This is a genomic window from Rhizobium sp. BK098, from assembly GCF_014193155.1.
Lineage (GTDB): Bacteria > Pseudomonadota > Alphaproteobacteria > Rhizobiales > Rhizobiaceae > Rhizobium.
Genome location: NZ_JACHYY010000004.1, coordinates 183,726 through 199,210 on the forward strand (window position 1 = coordinate 183,726; position 15,485 = coordinate 199,210).

Below are 15,485 nucleotides of genomic sequence, written 5' to 3' on the forward strand. Positions count from 1 at the left end.
GTAATTATCGTGCGCAGAAAGAAGATTTTAATCTCAAAATCGCGCACCTCTTGCATGGCCTTGCTGATATTCTGAGCATCAACGATCTGCCGGGCTGCGGGAGGGAAAATACAAAAAATGACCGACAATGTGATCTATGTGTACCAGTCGATTGCGCGTGCGGTTCGCGATCACGATGTCGGCACGATGTTCGGTCTCATGGGAGATGCCAATCTCTTTATTATCGACCATTATGTGCGCGGATGCGGCGGCCGCTTCGTGCCGGCAGCGCATGAGGGTAGTTCGGTTCTGATGGCGCTTGCCTATGCTCACGTCGCGGGCAGGGTGGGCGTGGCGAGCGTGACTCACGGTCCGGCTTTGACCAATTGCGTCACCGCGCTCACTGAAGGTGTCCGCGGCTCCATCCCCATGGTGCTCCTGGCGGGCGACACGCCGGTCGTCAACCCGCACCATCTGCAGAGCATCGATCAGCGCGAGGTGGTCAAGGCCACCGGCGCCGGCTTCGAGCAGATGCGCTCACCGGAAACTGCAACCCGGGACGTTGCTCGCGCTTTCTACCGTGCCCGGGTCGAGCGGCGTCCGATCGTCTTGAACATGCCGGCCGATTTCATGTGGTCCGAACAGCCTCACGAGCGGGCTGTCTTCGAAGTCTTCGATGCTCCCGCATATGTGCCCGAGGGTGACGCGCTGGACAGGGCCATCGGCATGATCGCTTCGGCAAAGCGTCCGCTCATCCTCGCGGGTGGCGGGGCTTGTGGTGCGCGCGATCAGCTGATCCGGCTGGCGGATCGGCTGGAGGCTCCGCTTGCGACGACCTTGAAAGCAAAGGGGCTCTTCGGCGGTCATCCCTATAATATGGACATTTTCGGCACGCTCAGCACGCCTGCAGCCTATGACCTGATTGCCAGGACGGATTGCCTGATCTGTTTCGGAGCGGGGTTGCATGATTTCACCACCGACCGGAGCAAGCTACTGAAGGGCAAGCGCATCGTCCAGATCGATAGGGATGCGCGCGCCATCGGCAAGAACATTCATCCGGATGTAGCCCTGGTAGCCGATGCAGGATTGACGGCAGACAATTTCGTTCATTGGCTGGACGAGGCGGAAATTCCGCCGAGCGGCTTCACGCACGAACTGGATGTCCCTTCGCTCACCACCCACCCGTCCGATCAGCGCGGCACGACGAATACGGGATATGTGAATTACATCTGGGCGCTCGAAGAGCTGGAAAAAGCTCTGCCGAAGAACAGGGTGCTTGTCACAGACGGCGGGCGTTTCATGACCGAGGTCTGGTGCCGAATTTCCGTCTGCGACCCGAGGAGCTTCGTGGTGACGGCAAATTTCGGCTCGATCGGTCTTGGGTTGCAGGAAGCGATCGGCGCAAGCGTTGCCGCGCCGGATCGACCGGTGGTGCTTTTCACCGGAGACGGCGGTTTCATGATGAGCGGCGTCAACGAGTTCAATACGGCCGTGCGTCTTGGGCAGGATCTGATCGTCATCGTCTGCAATGATTCCGCCTATGGTGCCGAACATATCCAGTTTCGCGATCGGAAGATGGACCCGGGGCTCACCCAGTTTAACTGGCCTTCGTTTGCCGAGGTCGCAACCGCGCTTGGCGGCCACGGTATTGCGGTCAGCTCGGTCGACGAGCTGGAAGGCGCCCTGGGCGCCATCCGGAATCGCAATCGCCCGGTGCTGATCGAGCTGCGCCTCGATCCCAATGACGTGCCGCGCATGCGCATCTGACGATCTCCTGCGAGGGCACGAGAGGCAAAGCCGCTTTCAGGGCTCAACATGTCGACATCGACTTGGCCAAGAGCTGTCGTCACCTCATGGCCGAAGGATTTCGTCGGCCGTTCGATGCTTGCTTTTGATTTGCCGCAATCGAATGGTCTTCTGCGAGACGGTATATGCCTCCAATACCGTCGATCTTGCCACGGTGGGCGGCGGATTGGCGGAAGTTTCAAGGCGCGCCTTGTCCTCAATGAGCTATAGAATTTCGATGAAATCGAGCGAGTCGATGTTGAATTCCCTCAGCCTCCGCTCTGGCGTCAATTCAGCGGGCGGGGGATCATGGCAGGCTTGATTCGCCTCTATCGCTATCTGCTTGCCCTGCTTGCTTTGTCGGGTATCGCGATCTCATATATCGCCATCATACCCGGCGCGCATGTTTCGCGGCTGACCATGACGTTGAATTTTTTCAGCTATTTCACCATTCAGTCCAATCTTCTCCTCGCCGCGATACTGCTTTGCGCGCAAATCGCGCCGCGCTCGTCGATTGGCCGATGGGCGAGCAAGCCGTCAATACGAAGCGCCGTTCTCATTTACGTCGGGATTGCGGGTATCGTTTATGTTTTGATGCTAAGGGACGTTTGGCACCCTCGCGGCTGGCAACTGCTCGGAGACCAGATACTCCATTATTGTGTTCCGGTGCTGTATGCCCTGGATTGGATTTTTCTGAGTGAACGCGGCAGGCTTTGCTGGCGCGATATGCTCTGGTGGCTGGCTTTTCCCGCAGCCTATTCCGCTTATACGCTTGCGCATGGATATATCTCTCACTTCTACCCATACCCGTTCCTGGATGTCCGCGATATCGGCCTTGAAGCCGTCCTGCAGAACATGGGGCTGCTGGCAGCAGCCTTTCTGGTTCTGGGAGGGGTGCTGACTTTTCTCGACTGGGTCAGCACCCGGCAACGGGTCTTTCGGCGCGCATAGGTTGCGGGAATAGGCAAAGTTGTTCCGGGGCACATTCGTCACGGAGCAATATGCCGCTGCAGGCGGCTCTCCTGTCTCCTTATTCGGCCAGCTGTGTAGCGGTGGCGGAGCTGGGCGCCCGGGTGCCGGAAAGGCTTGCCTGGCCGAGCGCTATGACGATGACGGCTGCGATGGTTGCCGCGACTGAAACCCAGAAGCCGTTGGCGGGGCCGAAACTATCCACCACCCAGCCGGAGACGAAGGCGCCGAGTGCCATGCCGATACCGATGCCGGTCATGACCCAGGTCACTCCTTCCGTCAGCATGGCCTCCGGTACGCGGCGTTCGATCAATCCGAAGGCAGTGATGAAGGTCGGTGAAATGGCGACGCCGCTGAGGAAAACGGCAAAGGCGAGCAGTGCGACCGAGCTGCTGGCTACAAGAAGTGGCAGGGAGGTGATGGCAAGGACGGTGGCGGCCACCAGCAGCTGACGTTGCAGCGGCATTTTGAGGTTCAGCGCTCCAATGATGAGGCCGACGATGAAGGAGCCGAGCGCATAAACACCAATGACGATGCTTGCGGCACTCGGTTCGCCGAGCTGCTTGGTGATGGCCACGGCACTGACTTCCGCCGTAGCGAAGGTGGCTCCCACGAAGATCAGCGCGAGCGTGATGATCTGGACCGGCCGCTGCCAGATCGCCGAGTGCTGCGGCGCTTCGGCATCGATTGCACGAACCTTGGGCTCCGTCGATCGCTGCATCAGGAAGGCTGCTGATCCGAGCGCGAGGAAGATGGTGCTGGCGATTATCCCGGCTTCCGGGAACAGTGAAACGGCAAGTCCAACGGAAAAGGATGCGCCGGTGATGTAGACGAGCTCATCGGCTGCCGATTCGAATGCGAAGGCCGTGTTCAACTCGGGCCGGTCTCGAAAGATTTCCGTCCAGCGCGCGCGCACCAGGGCAGGTATGCTCGGCATGACAGCCGCGAAAAAGGCCGATGCGAACAGCGTCCAGGCGGGCCAGCCCTGATTTGCCGCGACGACCAGAAGGATGAAGGAGAGGACCGAAACGATGGTGCTCGGCACGACAACGGCACTTTGACCGAGCCGGTCGACGAGGCGCGATATCTGCGGCGAGACGAAAGCATTTGTCAGAGCGAAGGTGGCCGAAACCGCGCCGGCCAGCCAATATTCGCCACGCGTCTGCGACAGCATGGCAACCATGCCGATCGGCGCCATGGCAAGCGGAAGACGTGCGAAGAAGGCGGCGGCTGAAAAGCCCTTGGCTCCGGGCGCTCGGAAAATCTCTCTATATGGATTGGACATCGGAACATTCCCCGAATTGAACGAGATTGCGTACGCATACGCGGCGTATGTCAATGGATAATTGCATACGTCGCGTATGTCAACTAATATACGCAGCGTATGCAAGTGAATGCAGAGAGCCGACGGAGACGCAATGCGCAAACCTCGCAGTGAAATGATTGCCGAAACGCGAGCCAAGCTGCTGACCGCCGCCCGTAAGGCATTCGGCAGCGTCGGCTATGCCGAGGCATCGATGGATGATTTTACAGCGACGGCGGGGCTGACGCGAGGGGCCCTTTACCACCACTTTGGCGACAAGAAGGGCCTGTTGCAGGCCGTGGTCAACGAGATCGATGCCGAAATGACCGCAAGGCTCTGTCAGATCTCATCTCAAGCACCGTCGCGCTGGCAGGCGTTCGTTGACGAGAATGTCGGTTACGTCGAGATGGCGCTGGAGCCGGAAATTCAGCGCATCATGTTTCGTGACGGTCCGGCCGTGCTCGGCGAACCCTCAGGGTGGCCGAGCGCCAACGGTTGTATCGCCACGATTACAGAAAGCCTTCGCTGTCTTCGCGAAGACGGTATCATCGTCGATATTGACCCGGAAGCGGGCGCTCGCCTGATCAATGCGGCAAGCAGCTGCGCGGCGCAATGGATCGCCAATTCGGACGATCCAGAGACGACCTCGAAACGGGCGGTCGGCGCATTTCGCACCTTTCTCGAAGGATTGCGGGTCGAGAAGGGCTGATTTGCGTAGCGACGTGACGCCGTGGACGACGGCGGCACTCGGGTTATCGCTTGTCGTCTATTGCGCGATCAGGTCTTTGCGGCCTTGGCAAAGGTCGGATCGAATGTCTTCTCAAAGGGCACGTCGGCATTGGCGAGTTCGGGATCGAGCGTTTTCAGGACGCCCATCATGGAATTATAGCCTTCCATCGTGACCATGCCGTCCGGGGAATACATTTCCTTGGAATTCTTGAAGGCCTGCATATAGAGGTCGCGATTGCCGAGCAGATATTCCTCCGGAACGACGCCCGCGACATCTTCGGGGCTTGCTGCCGCGATCCATTTCAGGGCCTTCATGAAGGCATTGACCGTCTTTTGCGCGGTGATCGGATTCTCTTTGGCAAATTCGCGCTTGATGTAGACGGTCGCGGCCGGGTTCGGACCACCGAAAAGCGCACGCGTACCGGCCTCGGTGCGCGTATCCAGAAGCACCGTGATGTCGCCGTCATACTGCAATTGCGCGATAACCGGATCGAGATGAGAAAGGCCGTCGATCTGACCGCTCTTGACCGCGGCAACCGCGCCGGCCCCGCCGCCGACGCCGATCAGCGATGCATCGTCAGTCTTCAGCCCGTTCTTCAGCATGGCATATTGGAACATCAGCGCCGTCGAGGAGCCTGGCGCGGTCACGCCGATCTTGCGGCCCTTCATGTCCGCCATCGACTTGATCTCGCCGGCGAGATCCTTACGCACGGCAATCACGATGCCTGGGAAGCGGCCGAGATTGCAGATCGCGACGATATCCTGCCCCTTGTTCTGCATGCGGATCGTATGTTCATAGGCGCCGGCGACGACATCGAGGGAGCCGCCGATCAGGCCTTCGAGCGATTTCGACCCGCCGGCGAAATCATTGATGGTGACATTGAGACCTTCTTCCTTGAAGAAGCCTTTTCGCTCGGCGATCGTCAGCGGCAGGTAATAGAGCAGCGGCTTGCCGCCGACGCCGATCAACAGATCCGGCTTTTCCGGTTTCGCATCCTGTGCCGCGGCGGGCAGGATGCCGGCAAGCGATGCACCGATACCGAAGCCTGCCGTTCCGATCAGAAATGTCCTGCGTTCCATGTCCTTGTTCCTCCACTTCGCTATTCTCGATGCGCTACTGGCCGCGCCAGGAGAGCAGGCGCCGTTCGACCATCGTCATGACCCAATCCACCAGCAGGACGAATGCGGTCAGAACCACCATGCCCGCAAAGACGCCTGTCACGTCAAAGACACCTTCAGCCTGCTGGATGAGATAGCCGAGGCCGGCGGCCGAGCCCAGATATTCGCCGACAACGGCGCCGACGACGGCAAAGCCGACCGAGGTATGCAGGCTGGAAAACACCCAGGAAAGCGCGGATGGCAAATAGACATGGCGCAGCAATTGCCGCTCGTTCATACCGAGCATCCGGGCGTTGGACAGCACCGGCTGGCTGACTTCCTTGACACCCTGATAGACGTTGAAAAAGACGATGAAGAAAACGAGGGTGATGCCGAGCGCTACCTTGGACCAGATACCGAGGCCGAACCACAGCGCGAAGATCGGAGCCAGCACGACGCGGGGCAGTGCATTGGCCGCCTTCACATAAGGGTCGAAGACAGCCGCAATTAGAGGCCGGCGGGCGAACCAGAAGCCGAAGACGATGCCGCCGAAGGCGCCGAGCAGGAAGGCAAGGATCGATTCCGATAGCGTGATCCAGAGGTGATACCAGATCGATCCGGTCGCAAACCATTGAATGACGCGCTGCGCCACCTTGAGCGGATCGGCAAAGAAGAAGGATATGGTTTTCGGGTTGCCGAAAAGGCCGGTATTCGTTGCGAGATGCCAGATAGTCAGAAGGGCCACAGCCACCAGGATTTGCAGCAGGAGAAGCAGAGAACGGTTCATGCGATCTCTCCGCTGCTCTGGCGATAGGCAGTCATCACCTCATCGCGCAGCGCCTGCCAGATATCACGATGCAGCCGGTTGAATACGGGATCGTGGCGTATCTCGCCGATATCGCGGGGCCGCTCCAAAGGGACCTTGAAATCGCCGATGATGCGGGATTTCGGACCGGCCGACATGATGACGACACGGTCGGCAAGGGCGATCGCCTCATCGAGATCGTGGGTGACGAACATCACCGCCTTGCGGTCCTCGGACCAGAGTTTCAGCAGCAGGTCGCCCATGATCAGGCGGGTCTGCGCATCGAGCGGGCCGAAGGGTTCGTCCATCAGGAGCAGTTTGGGATTGCGGATGAGCACCTGCGCGAGACCGACCCGCTTGCGCTGGCCGCCTGAGAGCATGCCCGGGAAACGATCGGCGAATGTGGCAAGGCCAACGCGACCCAGCCAATCCCGCGCAACCCGTCTTGCCTCGGCTCTATCCGCACCCGCGATCTCAAGCCCGATCGCAACATTCTCGAGAACCGTTTTCCACGGCATCAGCGAGTCCTGCTGGAAGAGATAGCCTGCCTGTTTGTTGATGGATTTCAGCGGCTGGCCGAAGACTTCGACCGCCCCTGACGCCGGCGTCAAAAGGCCCGCCGTCGCATTGAGAAGGGTGGATTTGCCGCAACCCGTCGGACCGACGATAGCCACGAACTCATGCGCTCCGACCTCCAGATTGGTCGCCGCCACGGCATCGAACCGTGTCCTGCCGGCTATTTCAAAGGAAATCGCCACCTGCTTCAGGCTGACCGCCCTCACAGCCTCCATCGTCATGCCCTGCTTCCTCCCAGATATCCGTCTACCTCCGGCGGACATCAGGCATTGTCATGTTCGGCCAACAGATCAAAGCATGCCCGGCCAGTCAATATGCGGATTGGCTCTGCTCTCGCTCTGCTGCAAGGAAAAGATGCGAAGCCCCGACAGTTGCTGCCGGGGCTTCGCAAGTTTCGTTGGAATCGGGCGGTCAGGCTGCTCGCCGCCGGTGCCGGCCCTCCTGAACTTCCTCGACGATCTTGTCGACGAAGGCCGGAAGATCGTCGGGCGACCTGGACGTGATGATGCCTTCATCGGTCACGACCTTTTCGTCCTTCCAGGTCGCACCAGCATTTTTGACATCCGTCTTGATGGACCAATAGGAGGTTGCCTGGCGTCCTCGCAATGCGTCGGCCTCGACGAGCAGCCAGGGTGCGTGGCATATGGCGGCGACCACCTTGCCGGAATTAAGGAACTCGCGGACGACACGCATGGCGTCTCCTTCGAGGCGCAGCTTGTCGGGATTGATCTGGCCGCCCGGCAGCACCAGCGCGTCGAACTGGTGCACGTCGACATCCTTGGCCAGGAGATCGACGTCGACGCTGTCGCCCCAATCGGTCTTGTCCCAGCTCTTGATGCTGTCCTTCTTAACGGAGGCAATCTTGACGTCGGCGCCACGCTTGCTGAGTTCGTCGAGCGGAACGCGGAGCTCTGAACGTTCGTAGCCGTCCGTCGCCAGAATGAGAATATGTGCGGAATTGATGGAAGGCATGATCTATCCTTTCGCTGTATCGTTGATCGGTTTCCCGTTTCCAAACCCCAGCGGCAGGCAATCGTTCCCGAGTTTCCGCAGGAACCGCAGCGAGGTCCGGCGGTTATGATGGCAATCGACAGGGAGAGAACGGATGGAGCAGGCAATCCAATTCGAGCAGTCCGGCTGGGTTCCCAACAATAGGCGATTTCCGGTAATCGTCTATCGGCAGGTGCTTGACGGCCCCGACAGGGCAGGGGCTTTCGAACGGCTATTTCATACCAATGGGTGGGGTGGCCTCTGGCGAAACGGCGTCTATTCCTTTCACCATTTTCATTCGACGGCCCATGAAATATTGGGCATCGCCGCGGGTCAGGCCCGGCTGATGATCGGTGGACCCGCCGGTAAGGAAATCGCGGTCCAAGCCGGCGATGCCCTGCTGCTGCCGGCCGGAACCGGCCATTGCCGGCTGGAGGCGAGCAACGACCTGCTCGTGATCGGCGGTTATCCGCCAGGTCAGGAGGCCGATCTCTGCCGGGAAATGCCAACGGCCGAGCAGCAGGCGATGATCGACGAACTTGGCATACCGGCAAGGGATCCGCTGAAAGGAGAGGCTGGTGGCCTCCGCTCCCTTTGGCATGGCAACACCTAGCGCCGGTGAAACAGAGCGTCACCAGATACCCGGCAGCAATCGGAATCGAACGCGCTTGGAATAGTCGGCATAGCCTTCCAACTCGCTATGAAGCAGCGCATCTTCCCAACTCGTGCGCAGGATCAGCACGGCGCTTGCCCAGGCGGCAGGGATCAAGGCCCACCAGGAACCCAGTGCCAATGCCAGTCCCGCAAATACCAAGATCGCGCTGACATAGCCGGGATGACGCACGTAGGCGTAGGGACCGTCGCTGATGACGTGCTGGCCGCGTTCGCGCTGGAGGCGCACGCCGGGCTCAAAGAAGCGATTGACCGCCTGAGCCCATGTCGCGAGCGCGATGCCTGCCGCGAGCAGGAGATAACCGAGGATCACGATGAAGGTTGGCATCACCGACCATTCCATCCTGCCGGCATCCAGGGCTCCAAGCGGTATTTCGGCGATCATGCCCAGGAAGATCAGCGAGACCAGGATGAGATCCCAGCCTTTGGTTCCGGCCTGGAAGCGGCTGCGCGCTTGGAAGATGACCGGATTCACGCGCCGCATGATCAGAAACGCTATTCCATAGCTCACCACCAGGAACGCGATGAAGACCCATCCAGGCCGCCAGTCGAGACGACCGGCGGGCAGAAAGATAAGTACGAGCAGCGCCAGCGGCAGTCCGATCGCGTAGCATAAGGCCTTCGTGCGGGACATCGGCTCGGGCTCGGTAACGGTCATGTATTGGCTCCTTGCAGGACAAACCTGCTGTGCTCGTCGACGGATTCATACCGTATCGATGATGGAAGTGGACGGATCGAGCGGTTCGAAGCCTTGACACCCGATGCGCCGGGTTTAGACCGGCCGAATGTCATTGCGCTCCTTCCCCCCGGAGATTCTATGAAATTCCTGGCATCCTTTTCCGCCTTCGTCGGCAAGACCTTTTCCATATGGGTCATCCTGTTTGCCGTCCTCGGTTTTTTCCTGCCCGACGTCTTCAAGCAGCTTGCCCCTTGGATCGTCGTGCTTCTCGGCATCATCATGTTCGGCATGGGACTGACCATATCCGTTGATGACTTTCGCGAGCTGGCGCGTCGTCCCCATGAGGTCGCGATCGGCGTCATTGCACATTTCGGCATCATGCCGGCGCTGGCACTGCTTCTGACGCGGATCATTCCGATGCCGCCGGAAGTGGCCGCCGGCGTCATTCTGGTCGGCTGCTGCCCGGGCGGCACCTCGAGCAATGTCATGACCTATCTTGCGCGCGGCGACGTAGCGCTGTCGGTCGCATGCACGAGTGTGACGACGCTGGCTGCGCCGATCGTCACGCCGTTCCTCGTGTGGATGTTCGCAAGCCAGTATCTGCCCGTCAATGCCTGGTCGATGTTCATTAGCATCGTGCAGGTCATCATCCTGCCGCTTCTGCTCGGTTTTGTCGCGCAGAAAGCCGTGCCGGGTCTGGTTCGTGCGGCAATACCGGTTCTGCCTCTTGTCAGCGTCATCGGCATCGTACTGATCGTTGCGGCTGTCGTCGGTGCGTCGAAGGCGGCCATCGTGCAGTCCGGCCTGCTGATTTTCGCCGTCGTTATCCTGCACAACGGCCTTGGCTATCTCTTCGGCTACTATGCATCGAAAGTGCTCGGACTCAATTTCTACAAGCGCAAGGCGCTGGCTATCGAAGTGGGCATGCAGAATTCAGGCCTGGGTGCCGCGCTGGCGACGGCCTATTTCTCGCCGATCGCCGCGGTTCCCAGCGCGATCTTTTCCGTCTGGCACAATATTTCCGGCGCGACGCTGGCAAACTGGTTTGCCTCGCGCGAAGACGCAGACGCACCGCCGCGTCCCTGAAATATATACGCTGTTGGGAAGGCGCAGCGGTTTCCATCGGCGGCCTCTCCGGCCGAGATGCTCGCAACCGAGGGATCGTCGCTCAGCGCATATCCCTGGCAAGGGCACAATAGACAGATTGATCCGCAGCGTTGGAAAATCGAGTCACTGCGAGCGCAATCGGCGGCAGCCGCGACCCGGCGCCAAGATGGATCGTTGCGCCATCGGTGCGGAGGAGGTTCAACTGCGCCGACAGATCAGGTTCGTCCAGCCCGTCGAAAATACCGCGGCCGCTGATCTTCAAGGCCGCCTCCTTGGCGACCCAGAGTCGGTAACAGACCTCCAGCGCCGCTGCGCTATCGAGGGTGGCCACGGCGGCCGCTTCCTTTGGCGAGAAGTGGTCGGCGGCAAAGGCTACCGGTTCGAAACCATTGATATCTTCAACCTCTATATCCACGCCGACAGCGCTTTTAGGCGAATAGCCCGCCAGCAGCACATCGGTGCGATGCGAAAGCGAAACGCCCAGCTCGTGATACGGAGGCCTTAGCGCCGGCCGCTCGCTGGGCCGGCGATAGATGGAAAGATCGTCCCGTTGTGTGGCTTCTCTCAAGGCCATTTGCGCGATCTGATCACGCTCTGCTCGTCCGCCGGGCATCGGGCGGACGAGGATGGCGATCGCATCAGCGACCGCCAGGACGACCTCGAATCGAGGGGTCGTCATACCGCGCTCACGCAGCGGCGGAGGGCAGGGTCTCTTTGTGAGCGACCGGAGCCGGCTCCTGCTCGGCTTGAACTGCCTGGGCGGGTGCGCCGACCCACGACGTTCCCTGCGGAATGGCCTCACCCTTCATGACCAGGGTCAGCAATCCGATTTCGGCGAAATCACCGACATTGGCCTCGTAAAGCACGGTGCTGCCTGAGCCGATGGAGACGCCTTCGCCGATCGTGATGCGGCCGACCTTCATGATACGGTCTTCATAGAGATGGGTCTGCGGGCAGGATCCCATATTGAGAACCGCATGGTCGCCGATATGGGTGCAATCGAATTCGCAGATATCGGTGCTGTTGATCCACGCACCCTGGCCGATCTTGGCGCCGAAGGGACGGAGCAGCCAGGGCAAGAAAGGCGTGCCGCGCAGATAGTCGAGCAGCATCTTGCTGGCGAGACCGCCGTAAAACACGGCGACAGCCTCGGTACGCATCGCCCACCACGACCACATCGGCCGGTTCATCGGCTTGTAGGTGCCAATCAGCGTCCATTTGAAGGCGACAGCGACGAGATAGAGGATGCCAGAGGTCGCCAGGCCCGCGGCCATCAGTGTCCAGAATAGGCTGCCCCAGGCACCATTGTCGATTTCGCTGGCCAGCATGTCGGACATTGCGAGTGCCATGACGATCAGGATGGCTGTCGGCAGCGATGTGTGCATGGCCTCAAACAGAATACGCACAAGGCGCATGCGGAGCGGCGGTGCATAGGTGGTGTTCGCAGCCGCCTCCAGCCTCTCGCGCGTCGGGAATTGGAAGGCGGGGCTGCCGCACCAAGTTTCACCCGATTTGACGTGCAGGGAGTCGGGCAGGCGCGTCTTGATGCCGATGAGCGAATCGCTTTCGATCACCGCACCCTGCGAGATGACGGAGGAGTTGCCGAAGAAGCAGCGGTCGCCGGTCTTCAGGCGCTTGAGTATCATCCAGCCGTTCTGGATTTCCTCGTCGCCGAAGATGGTCTCGTCACCAATGAAGTTATCGCGGCCCATTTCGATCAGATCGTAGCGACCGGCGAAGTTTGCCGAGATCTCCGTGCCCTTGCCGATCTTGGCCCCCATCAGGCGGTACCAATTACGCATGAAGACGGTCGCGTAGAGCGAATTCAGGGTTTCCAGCATCGCCTCGGTGGTCAGGCCGACGACCCATTTGCGGAAATAAAGATTGCCGAAGATGGAGTAGCGGCCCGGCACGACGCGAGGCAACAGCACCCATCTGAGCGCCACGACGACAGCCATGGACACGACGATCAGCAGGAAGGCGGCCGGCCAGGAGAGCGCGGCGATCATCCCCCACGACAAGGCCTCGTCGGAGCCGGGCGCATAGATCTGCTGCACGGCAGAGAACAGATAGAAGGCCGGGAAGATCGGCAGCAGGCCGACGACGAGGCTAAGATTGTAGGCGACGAAATAGGCTGCGAACTGGAAGACGCGCCCGACGGTTCCAAGCTCCGGATGAGCGGGCATGTCTTCGTGCTCGGCATGCCCGGTCTGGCGGGCGGGCGAGCCGTCCCAGCGCGTATGGGCTTCGACATGCGTGCCAGCGGCAATCGCCGTCAGATCGCCGATGACGGCACCGTCGTCAATCTTAACGTTGTGACCGATGACGGAGCCATTGCCGATCTGCACGCCTTCGCCAATATCGATCGTGCCGACATGGATCTCGTTGCCGATGACTTCGACATTGGCAAGCTTGATCTTGACGCCGAGGCTGGATCTTGCGCCGATGCGCACAAGGTCAATCGCACCTTCCTCGAACTCGTCGATCATCGCATCCTTGCCAACCTGGGCGCCGAGTGCGCGCATATAGACGCGGATAAGTGGCGAACCTTTGAGGAATTTCGGAGCGGTGAGCTGTACGATGCGCTGCATCAGCCAGAGGCGGAAATAATAGGTGCCCCAGAGCGGATAAACGCCTGGCCGTGTGCGGCCGATCACAAGCCACTTCAACGCCACGACGATCAGCTTCTCGCCGAGATTGAGACCGAGGTAGACGCCGCCGAGAATGAGGATTTCATTCCAGAGCGATGCACCGTCATCGATCAGCAGGATCGAGGCAAGCAGCAGGCCGATCCATTGCAGCGTTGCGATCGCGACGATGAAGGGCAATACCACGGCTTGAGCGAGACCGCAGAAAAAACGCCGGCGCCACGGCACCGGTTCGAAACTCCTGCGCTCCTGTCCCGAGGTGCTCTCGGCGCGCTGCTCCAGGATCGCGGCAATGCCACGCAGCGTGCGGCCGGCATAGACGTCGCGCAGGGCGATGCTGGCGAGCAGCGGGATCTTGCGCACTTCGGAAACAAACCGGGCCGCCAGCATGGAATGGCCGCCGAGTTCGGTGAAGAAATCCGCTTCGAAGCCGATGGAACGCAGCCGAAGCGCCTCGGTCGCGGCCTTCAGCAGCTGTGCTTCCGTCCATGTGCGCGGCGGCTCTTGTGCCTGGGTCGGCTGGTCGGCTACGAGCGGGATCGCGGCCAGCGTCTTGCGGTCTATCTTGCCGGAAGGAAGCCGCGGCAGAGAGACATGACTATGCCAGGCGGCCGGTACCATGTAGGGCGGCAGCTTGGTTGCAAGCACGGCGCGGGCCTTGTCGCGATCGAAGCTGCTAACCGTGGTAACGATGTGGGCGACCAGCATGTCCTCGCCATCCGGCGGGCGGTGCACGACGACGGATGCGGCCTTCACGTCGGGAAGTTCGCCCACGACGGTTTCGATCTCGCCGAGCTCGATGCGATAGCCGCGAATCTTGACCTGATCGTCGATGCGCCCGAGGAAATGGAGCTGCCCTTCCTCGTCCATCAGCACGGCGTCGCCGCTGCGGTAAAGCACCGGATCGTCATGGCCTGCGAAGGGGTTGGCGACGAATTTTGCGGCGGTCAGCTGCGGCAGGTTTCTGTAGCCGGCAGCAACGCCCGGTCCGCCGATCAGCAATTCGCCGGTATCGCCGCGAGCAACGAGCAGCAGGTTTTCGTCGACGACGTAGGCGGTCGTGTTGGCGATCGGGCAGCCGATCGTGATCGGTCGGGAAGGATCGAGTTCGGCGTAGGTTGCAACCACCGTCGTCTCGGTCGGGCCGTAGGTATTGATCAGGCGCCGGCCGGCTTTGGAAAAGCGGCTGACGATCGCCGGAGGGCAGGCTTCGCCGCCGACGATGATGACGCGCAGGCTTTCGACGTCACGTTCCAGCATAGTGAGCAGGGTCGGTACGGTGTCGATGACCGTGATCTTTTCCGCTTCGAGCACATCCGCGAGCCTGTCCAGCTCCGCCATGACGGCGGACGTCGCAACCTTCAGCGTCGCGCCGACCAGATAGGGAACGAAGATTTCTTCGAGCGAAAGGTCGAAGGCGACCGAAGCTTGCTGCAGAACGACGTCCGATTCGACCATGCCGAGGACGTCGTTACCGGCGCGCAGATAATGGCAGATATTCCGGTGCGTGATGACGATGCCCTTCGGCTTGCCAGTGGAGCCGGACGTATAGATGGCATAGGCCGGATCATCGTGAGCGGCGGCGCGGGGCGCGACGCCATCATCGTCTTCTGCGAGCAGTGCCTTGAGGATCAGGGTTTGGCCGTCGAATTCGGGCGCGAGGGCCGCCTTTTCATCATGCGTCAGCAGCCATTTCGCGCCGCAATCGGCGAGGCTGACGGCCACGCGGTCGGCAGGGGCAGCGGCATCGAAGGGAATATAGGCAGCGCCGGCCTTGAGAATCGCCAGAAGTGCGACATGTAGCTCGAGGGAGCGCTGGAACCAAAGGCCGATGAAATCGCCGGGGCCGATGCCGCGACGGCTGAGCGCACGCGCTGCCTCATCGGAAAGCCGGTCCAGTTCGGCATAGGTCATCGCCTGGTTGGTTCCGATCAGGGTCAGTGCCGTCTTGTCGGGGCTGCGGGCAACCGTGGCCTTGAAGATGTCCACCAGGGTTTCATTGCGGACGAACTCAGGCCGAATGCCGCCTGAGGAGACCGAGAGGCTGGCATTTGGGGTAATCGAAGAAATCTGGATAGTCATGGTATCTTCTGCGGAACGAAACTCGGCACAATCAGCGTGCCATCTGCCCGTGCTTATACACCC

The 15,485-nt window shown here is 60.5% G+C and carries 13 protein-coding genes; 5 read left to right on the forward strand and 8 right to left on the reverse strand.

Annotated elements, in window-relative coordinates; translation table 11 throughout:
• Positions 1-117: 117 nt before the first annotated feature.
• Together FHT73_RS12860 and FHT73_RS12865 are read left to right on the forward strand one after the other, a co-directional pair.
• Positions 118-1,746 carry a thiamine pyrophosphate-binding protein gene (locus FHT73_RS12860; protein WP_183712093.1) on the forward strand — a complete coding sequence of 543 codons (1,629 nt, stop codon included), beginning with the start codon at positions 118-120 and terminating at the stop codon, positions 1,744-1,746.
• Positions 1,747-2,073: 327 nt separating this feature from the next.
• The gene (locus FHT73_RS12865; RefSeq protein ID WP_246712107.1) at positions 2,074-2,715 is read left to right on the forward strand and encodes a Pr6Pr family membrane protein; all 642 of its coding nucleotides are present in this window, start codon (positions 2,074-2,076) and stop codon (positions 2,713-2,715) included.
• Positions 2,716-2,794: 79 nt separating this feature from the next.
• On the opposite strand, the gene FHT73_RS12870 is transcribed toward FHT73_RS12865, so the two are convergent.
• On the reverse strand, positions 2,795-4,018 hold the full coding sequence (locus FHT73_RS12870) for an MFS transporter (protein WP_183712097.1): 1,224 nt from the start codon (positions 4,016-4,018) through the stop codon (positions 2,795-2,797).
• Between the two features lie 133 nt (positions 4,019-4,151).
• Here FHT73_RS12870 and FHT73_RS12875 point away from each other — a divergent pair, with 133 nt between their 5' ends.
• Positions 4,152-4,745 (forward strand): TetR/AcrR family transcriptional regulator, encoded by a 594-nt coding sequence (locus FHT73_RS12875; protein WP_183712099.1) that lies wholly within the window; start codon positions 4,152-4,154, stop codon positions 4,743-4,745.
• Positions 4,746-4,813: 68 nt separating this feature from the next.
• Here the strand turns inward: FHT73_RS12875 and FHT73_RS12880 are convergent, their stop codons facing one another.
• From FHT73_RS12880 to FHT73_RS12895, 4 genes are all read right to left on the reverse strand, one after another.
• Positions 4,814-5,845, reverse strand: coding sequence for an ABC transporter substrate-binding protein (locus FHT73_RS12880; RefSeq protein ID WP_183712101.1), 1,032 nt, complete (start codon positions 5,843-5,845; stop codon positions 4,814-4,816).
• 34 nt (positions 5,846-5,879) lie between these two features.
• Positions 5,880-6,650, reverse strand: coding sequence for an ABC transporter permease (locus FHT73_RS12885; protein ID WP_112338221.1), 771 nt, complete (start codon positions 6,648-6,650; stop codon positions 5,880-5,882).
• Positions 6,647-7,465, reverse strand: coding sequence for an ABC transporter ATP-binding protein (locus tag FHT73_RS12890; protein ID WP_183712103.1), 819 nt, complete (start codon positions 7,463-7,465; stop codon positions 6,647-6,649). The genes FHT73_RS12885 and FHT73_RS12890 overlap by 4 nt, the downstream gene beginning before the upstream one ends.
• 190 nt (positions 7,466-7,655) lie before the next feature.
• Positions 7,656-8,216, reverse strand: a complete 561-nt coding sequence (locus tag FHT73_RS12895; RefSeq protein ID WP_183712105.1) for a type 1 glutamine amidotransferase domain-containing protein — start codon at positions 8,214-8,216, stop codon at positions 7,656-7,658.
• A 133-nt stretch (positions 8,217-8,349) separates the two neighbouring features.
• Between FHT73_RS12895 and FHT73_RS12900 the strand changes: the two genes are divergently transcribed.
• Positions 8,350-8,847: a cupin gene (locus FHT73_RS12900; protein ID WP_183712107.1), complete on the forward strand. Its 498-nt coding sequence runs from the start codon at positions 8,350-8,352 to the stop codon at positions 8,845-8,847.
• An 18-nt stretch (positions 8,848-8,865) separates the two neighbouring features.
• Here the strand turns inward: FHT73_RS12900 and FHT73_RS12905 are convergent, their stop codons facing one another.
• On the reverse strand, positions 8,866-9,564 hold the full coding sequence (locus tag FHT73_RS12905) for an isoprenylcysteine carboxylmethyltransferase family protein (protein WP_183712109.1): 699 nt from the start codon (positions 9,562-9,564) through the stop codon (positions 8,866-8,868).
• Between the two features lie 159 nt (positions 9,565-9,723).
• Between FHT73_RS12905 and FHT73_RS12910 the strand changes: the two genes are divergently transcribed.
• Positions 9,724-10,671, forward strand: a complete 948-nt coding sequence (locus FHT73_RS12910) for a bile acid:sodium symporter family protein (protein WP_112610015.1) — start codon at positions 9,724-9,726, stop codon at positions 10,669-10,671.
• Between the two features lie 82 nt (positions 10,672-10,753).
• On the opposite strand, the gene FHT73_RS12915 is transcribed toward FHT73_RS12910, so the two are convergent.
• Together FHT73_RS12915 and FHT73_RS12920 are read right to left on the reverse strand one after the other, a co-directional pair.
• Entirely contained in the window at positions 10,754-11,371 is a 618-nt protein-coding gene (locus FHT73_RS12915; protein ID WP_183712112.1) for a 4'-phosphopantetheinyl transferase superfamily protein, read from the reverse strand.
• Between the two features lie 7 nt (positions 11,372-11,378).
• A complete protein-coding gene (locus FHT73_RS12920) occupies positions 11,379-15,422 on the reverse strand; it encodes a Pls/PosA family non-ribosomal peptide synthetase (protein WP_183712114.1) in 4,044 nt (1,347 codons plus the stop codon).
• Positions 15,423-15,485 lie beyond the last annotated feature (63 nt).

Excerpts from the sequence above, each read along its gene's own strand:
- FHT73_RS12860 (WP_183712093.1), top strand. The coding sequence starts at position 118 with ATGACCGACAATGTGATCTATGTGTACCAGTCGATTGCGCGTGCGGTT.
- FHT73_RS12865 (WP_246712107.1), top strand. The coding sequence starts at position 2,074 with ATGGCAGGCTTGATTCGCCTCTATCGCTATCTGCTTGCCCTGCTTGCT.
- FHT73_RS12870 (WP_183712097.1), bottom strand. The coding sequence starts at position 4,018 with ATGTCCAATCCATATAGAGAGATTTTCCGAGCGCCCGGAGCCAAGGGC.
- FHT73_RS12875 (WP_183712099.1), top strand. The coding sequence starts at position 4,152 with ATGCGCAAACCTCGCAGTGAAATGATTGCCGAAACGCGAGCCAAGCTG.
- FHT73_RS12880 (WP_183712101.1), bottom strand. The coding sequence starts at position 5,845 with ATGGAACGCAGGACATTTCTGATCGGAACGGCAGGCTTCGGTATCGGT.
- FHT73_RS12885 (WP_112338221.1), bottom strand. The coding sequence starts at position 6,650 with ATGAACCGTTCTCTGCTTCTCCTGCTGCAAATCCTGGTGGCTGTGGCC.
- FHT73_RS12890 (WP_183712103.1), bottom strand. The coding sequence starts at position 7,465 with ATGACGATGGAGGCTGTGAGGGCGGTCAGCCTGAAGCAGGTGGCGATT.
- FHT73_RS12895 (WP_183712105.1), bottom strand. The coding sequence starts at position 8,216 with ATGCCTTCCATCAATTCCGCACATATTCTCATTCTGGCGACGGACGGC.
- FHT73_RS12900 (WP_183712107.1), top strand. The coding sequence starts at position 8,350 with ATGGAGCAGGCAATCCAATTCGAGCAGTCCGGCTGGGTTCCCAACAAT.
- FHT73_RS12905 (WP_183712109.1), bottom strand. The coding sequence starts at position 9,564 with ATGACCGTTACCGAGCCCGAGCCGATGTCCCGCACGAAGGCCTTATGC.
- FHT73_RS12910 (WP_112610015.1), top strand. The coding sequence starts at position 9,724 with ATGAAATTCCTGGCATCCTTTTCCGCCTTCGTCGGCAAGACCTTTTCC.
- FHT73_RS12915 (WP_183712112.1), bottom strand. The coding sequence starts at position 11,371 with ATGACGACCCCTCGATTCGAGGTCGTCCTGGCGGTCGCTGATGCGATC.
- FHT73_RS12920 (WP_183712114.1), bottom strand. The coding sequence starts at position 15,422 with ATGACTATCCAGATTTCTTCGATTACCCCAAATGCCAGCCTCTCGGTC.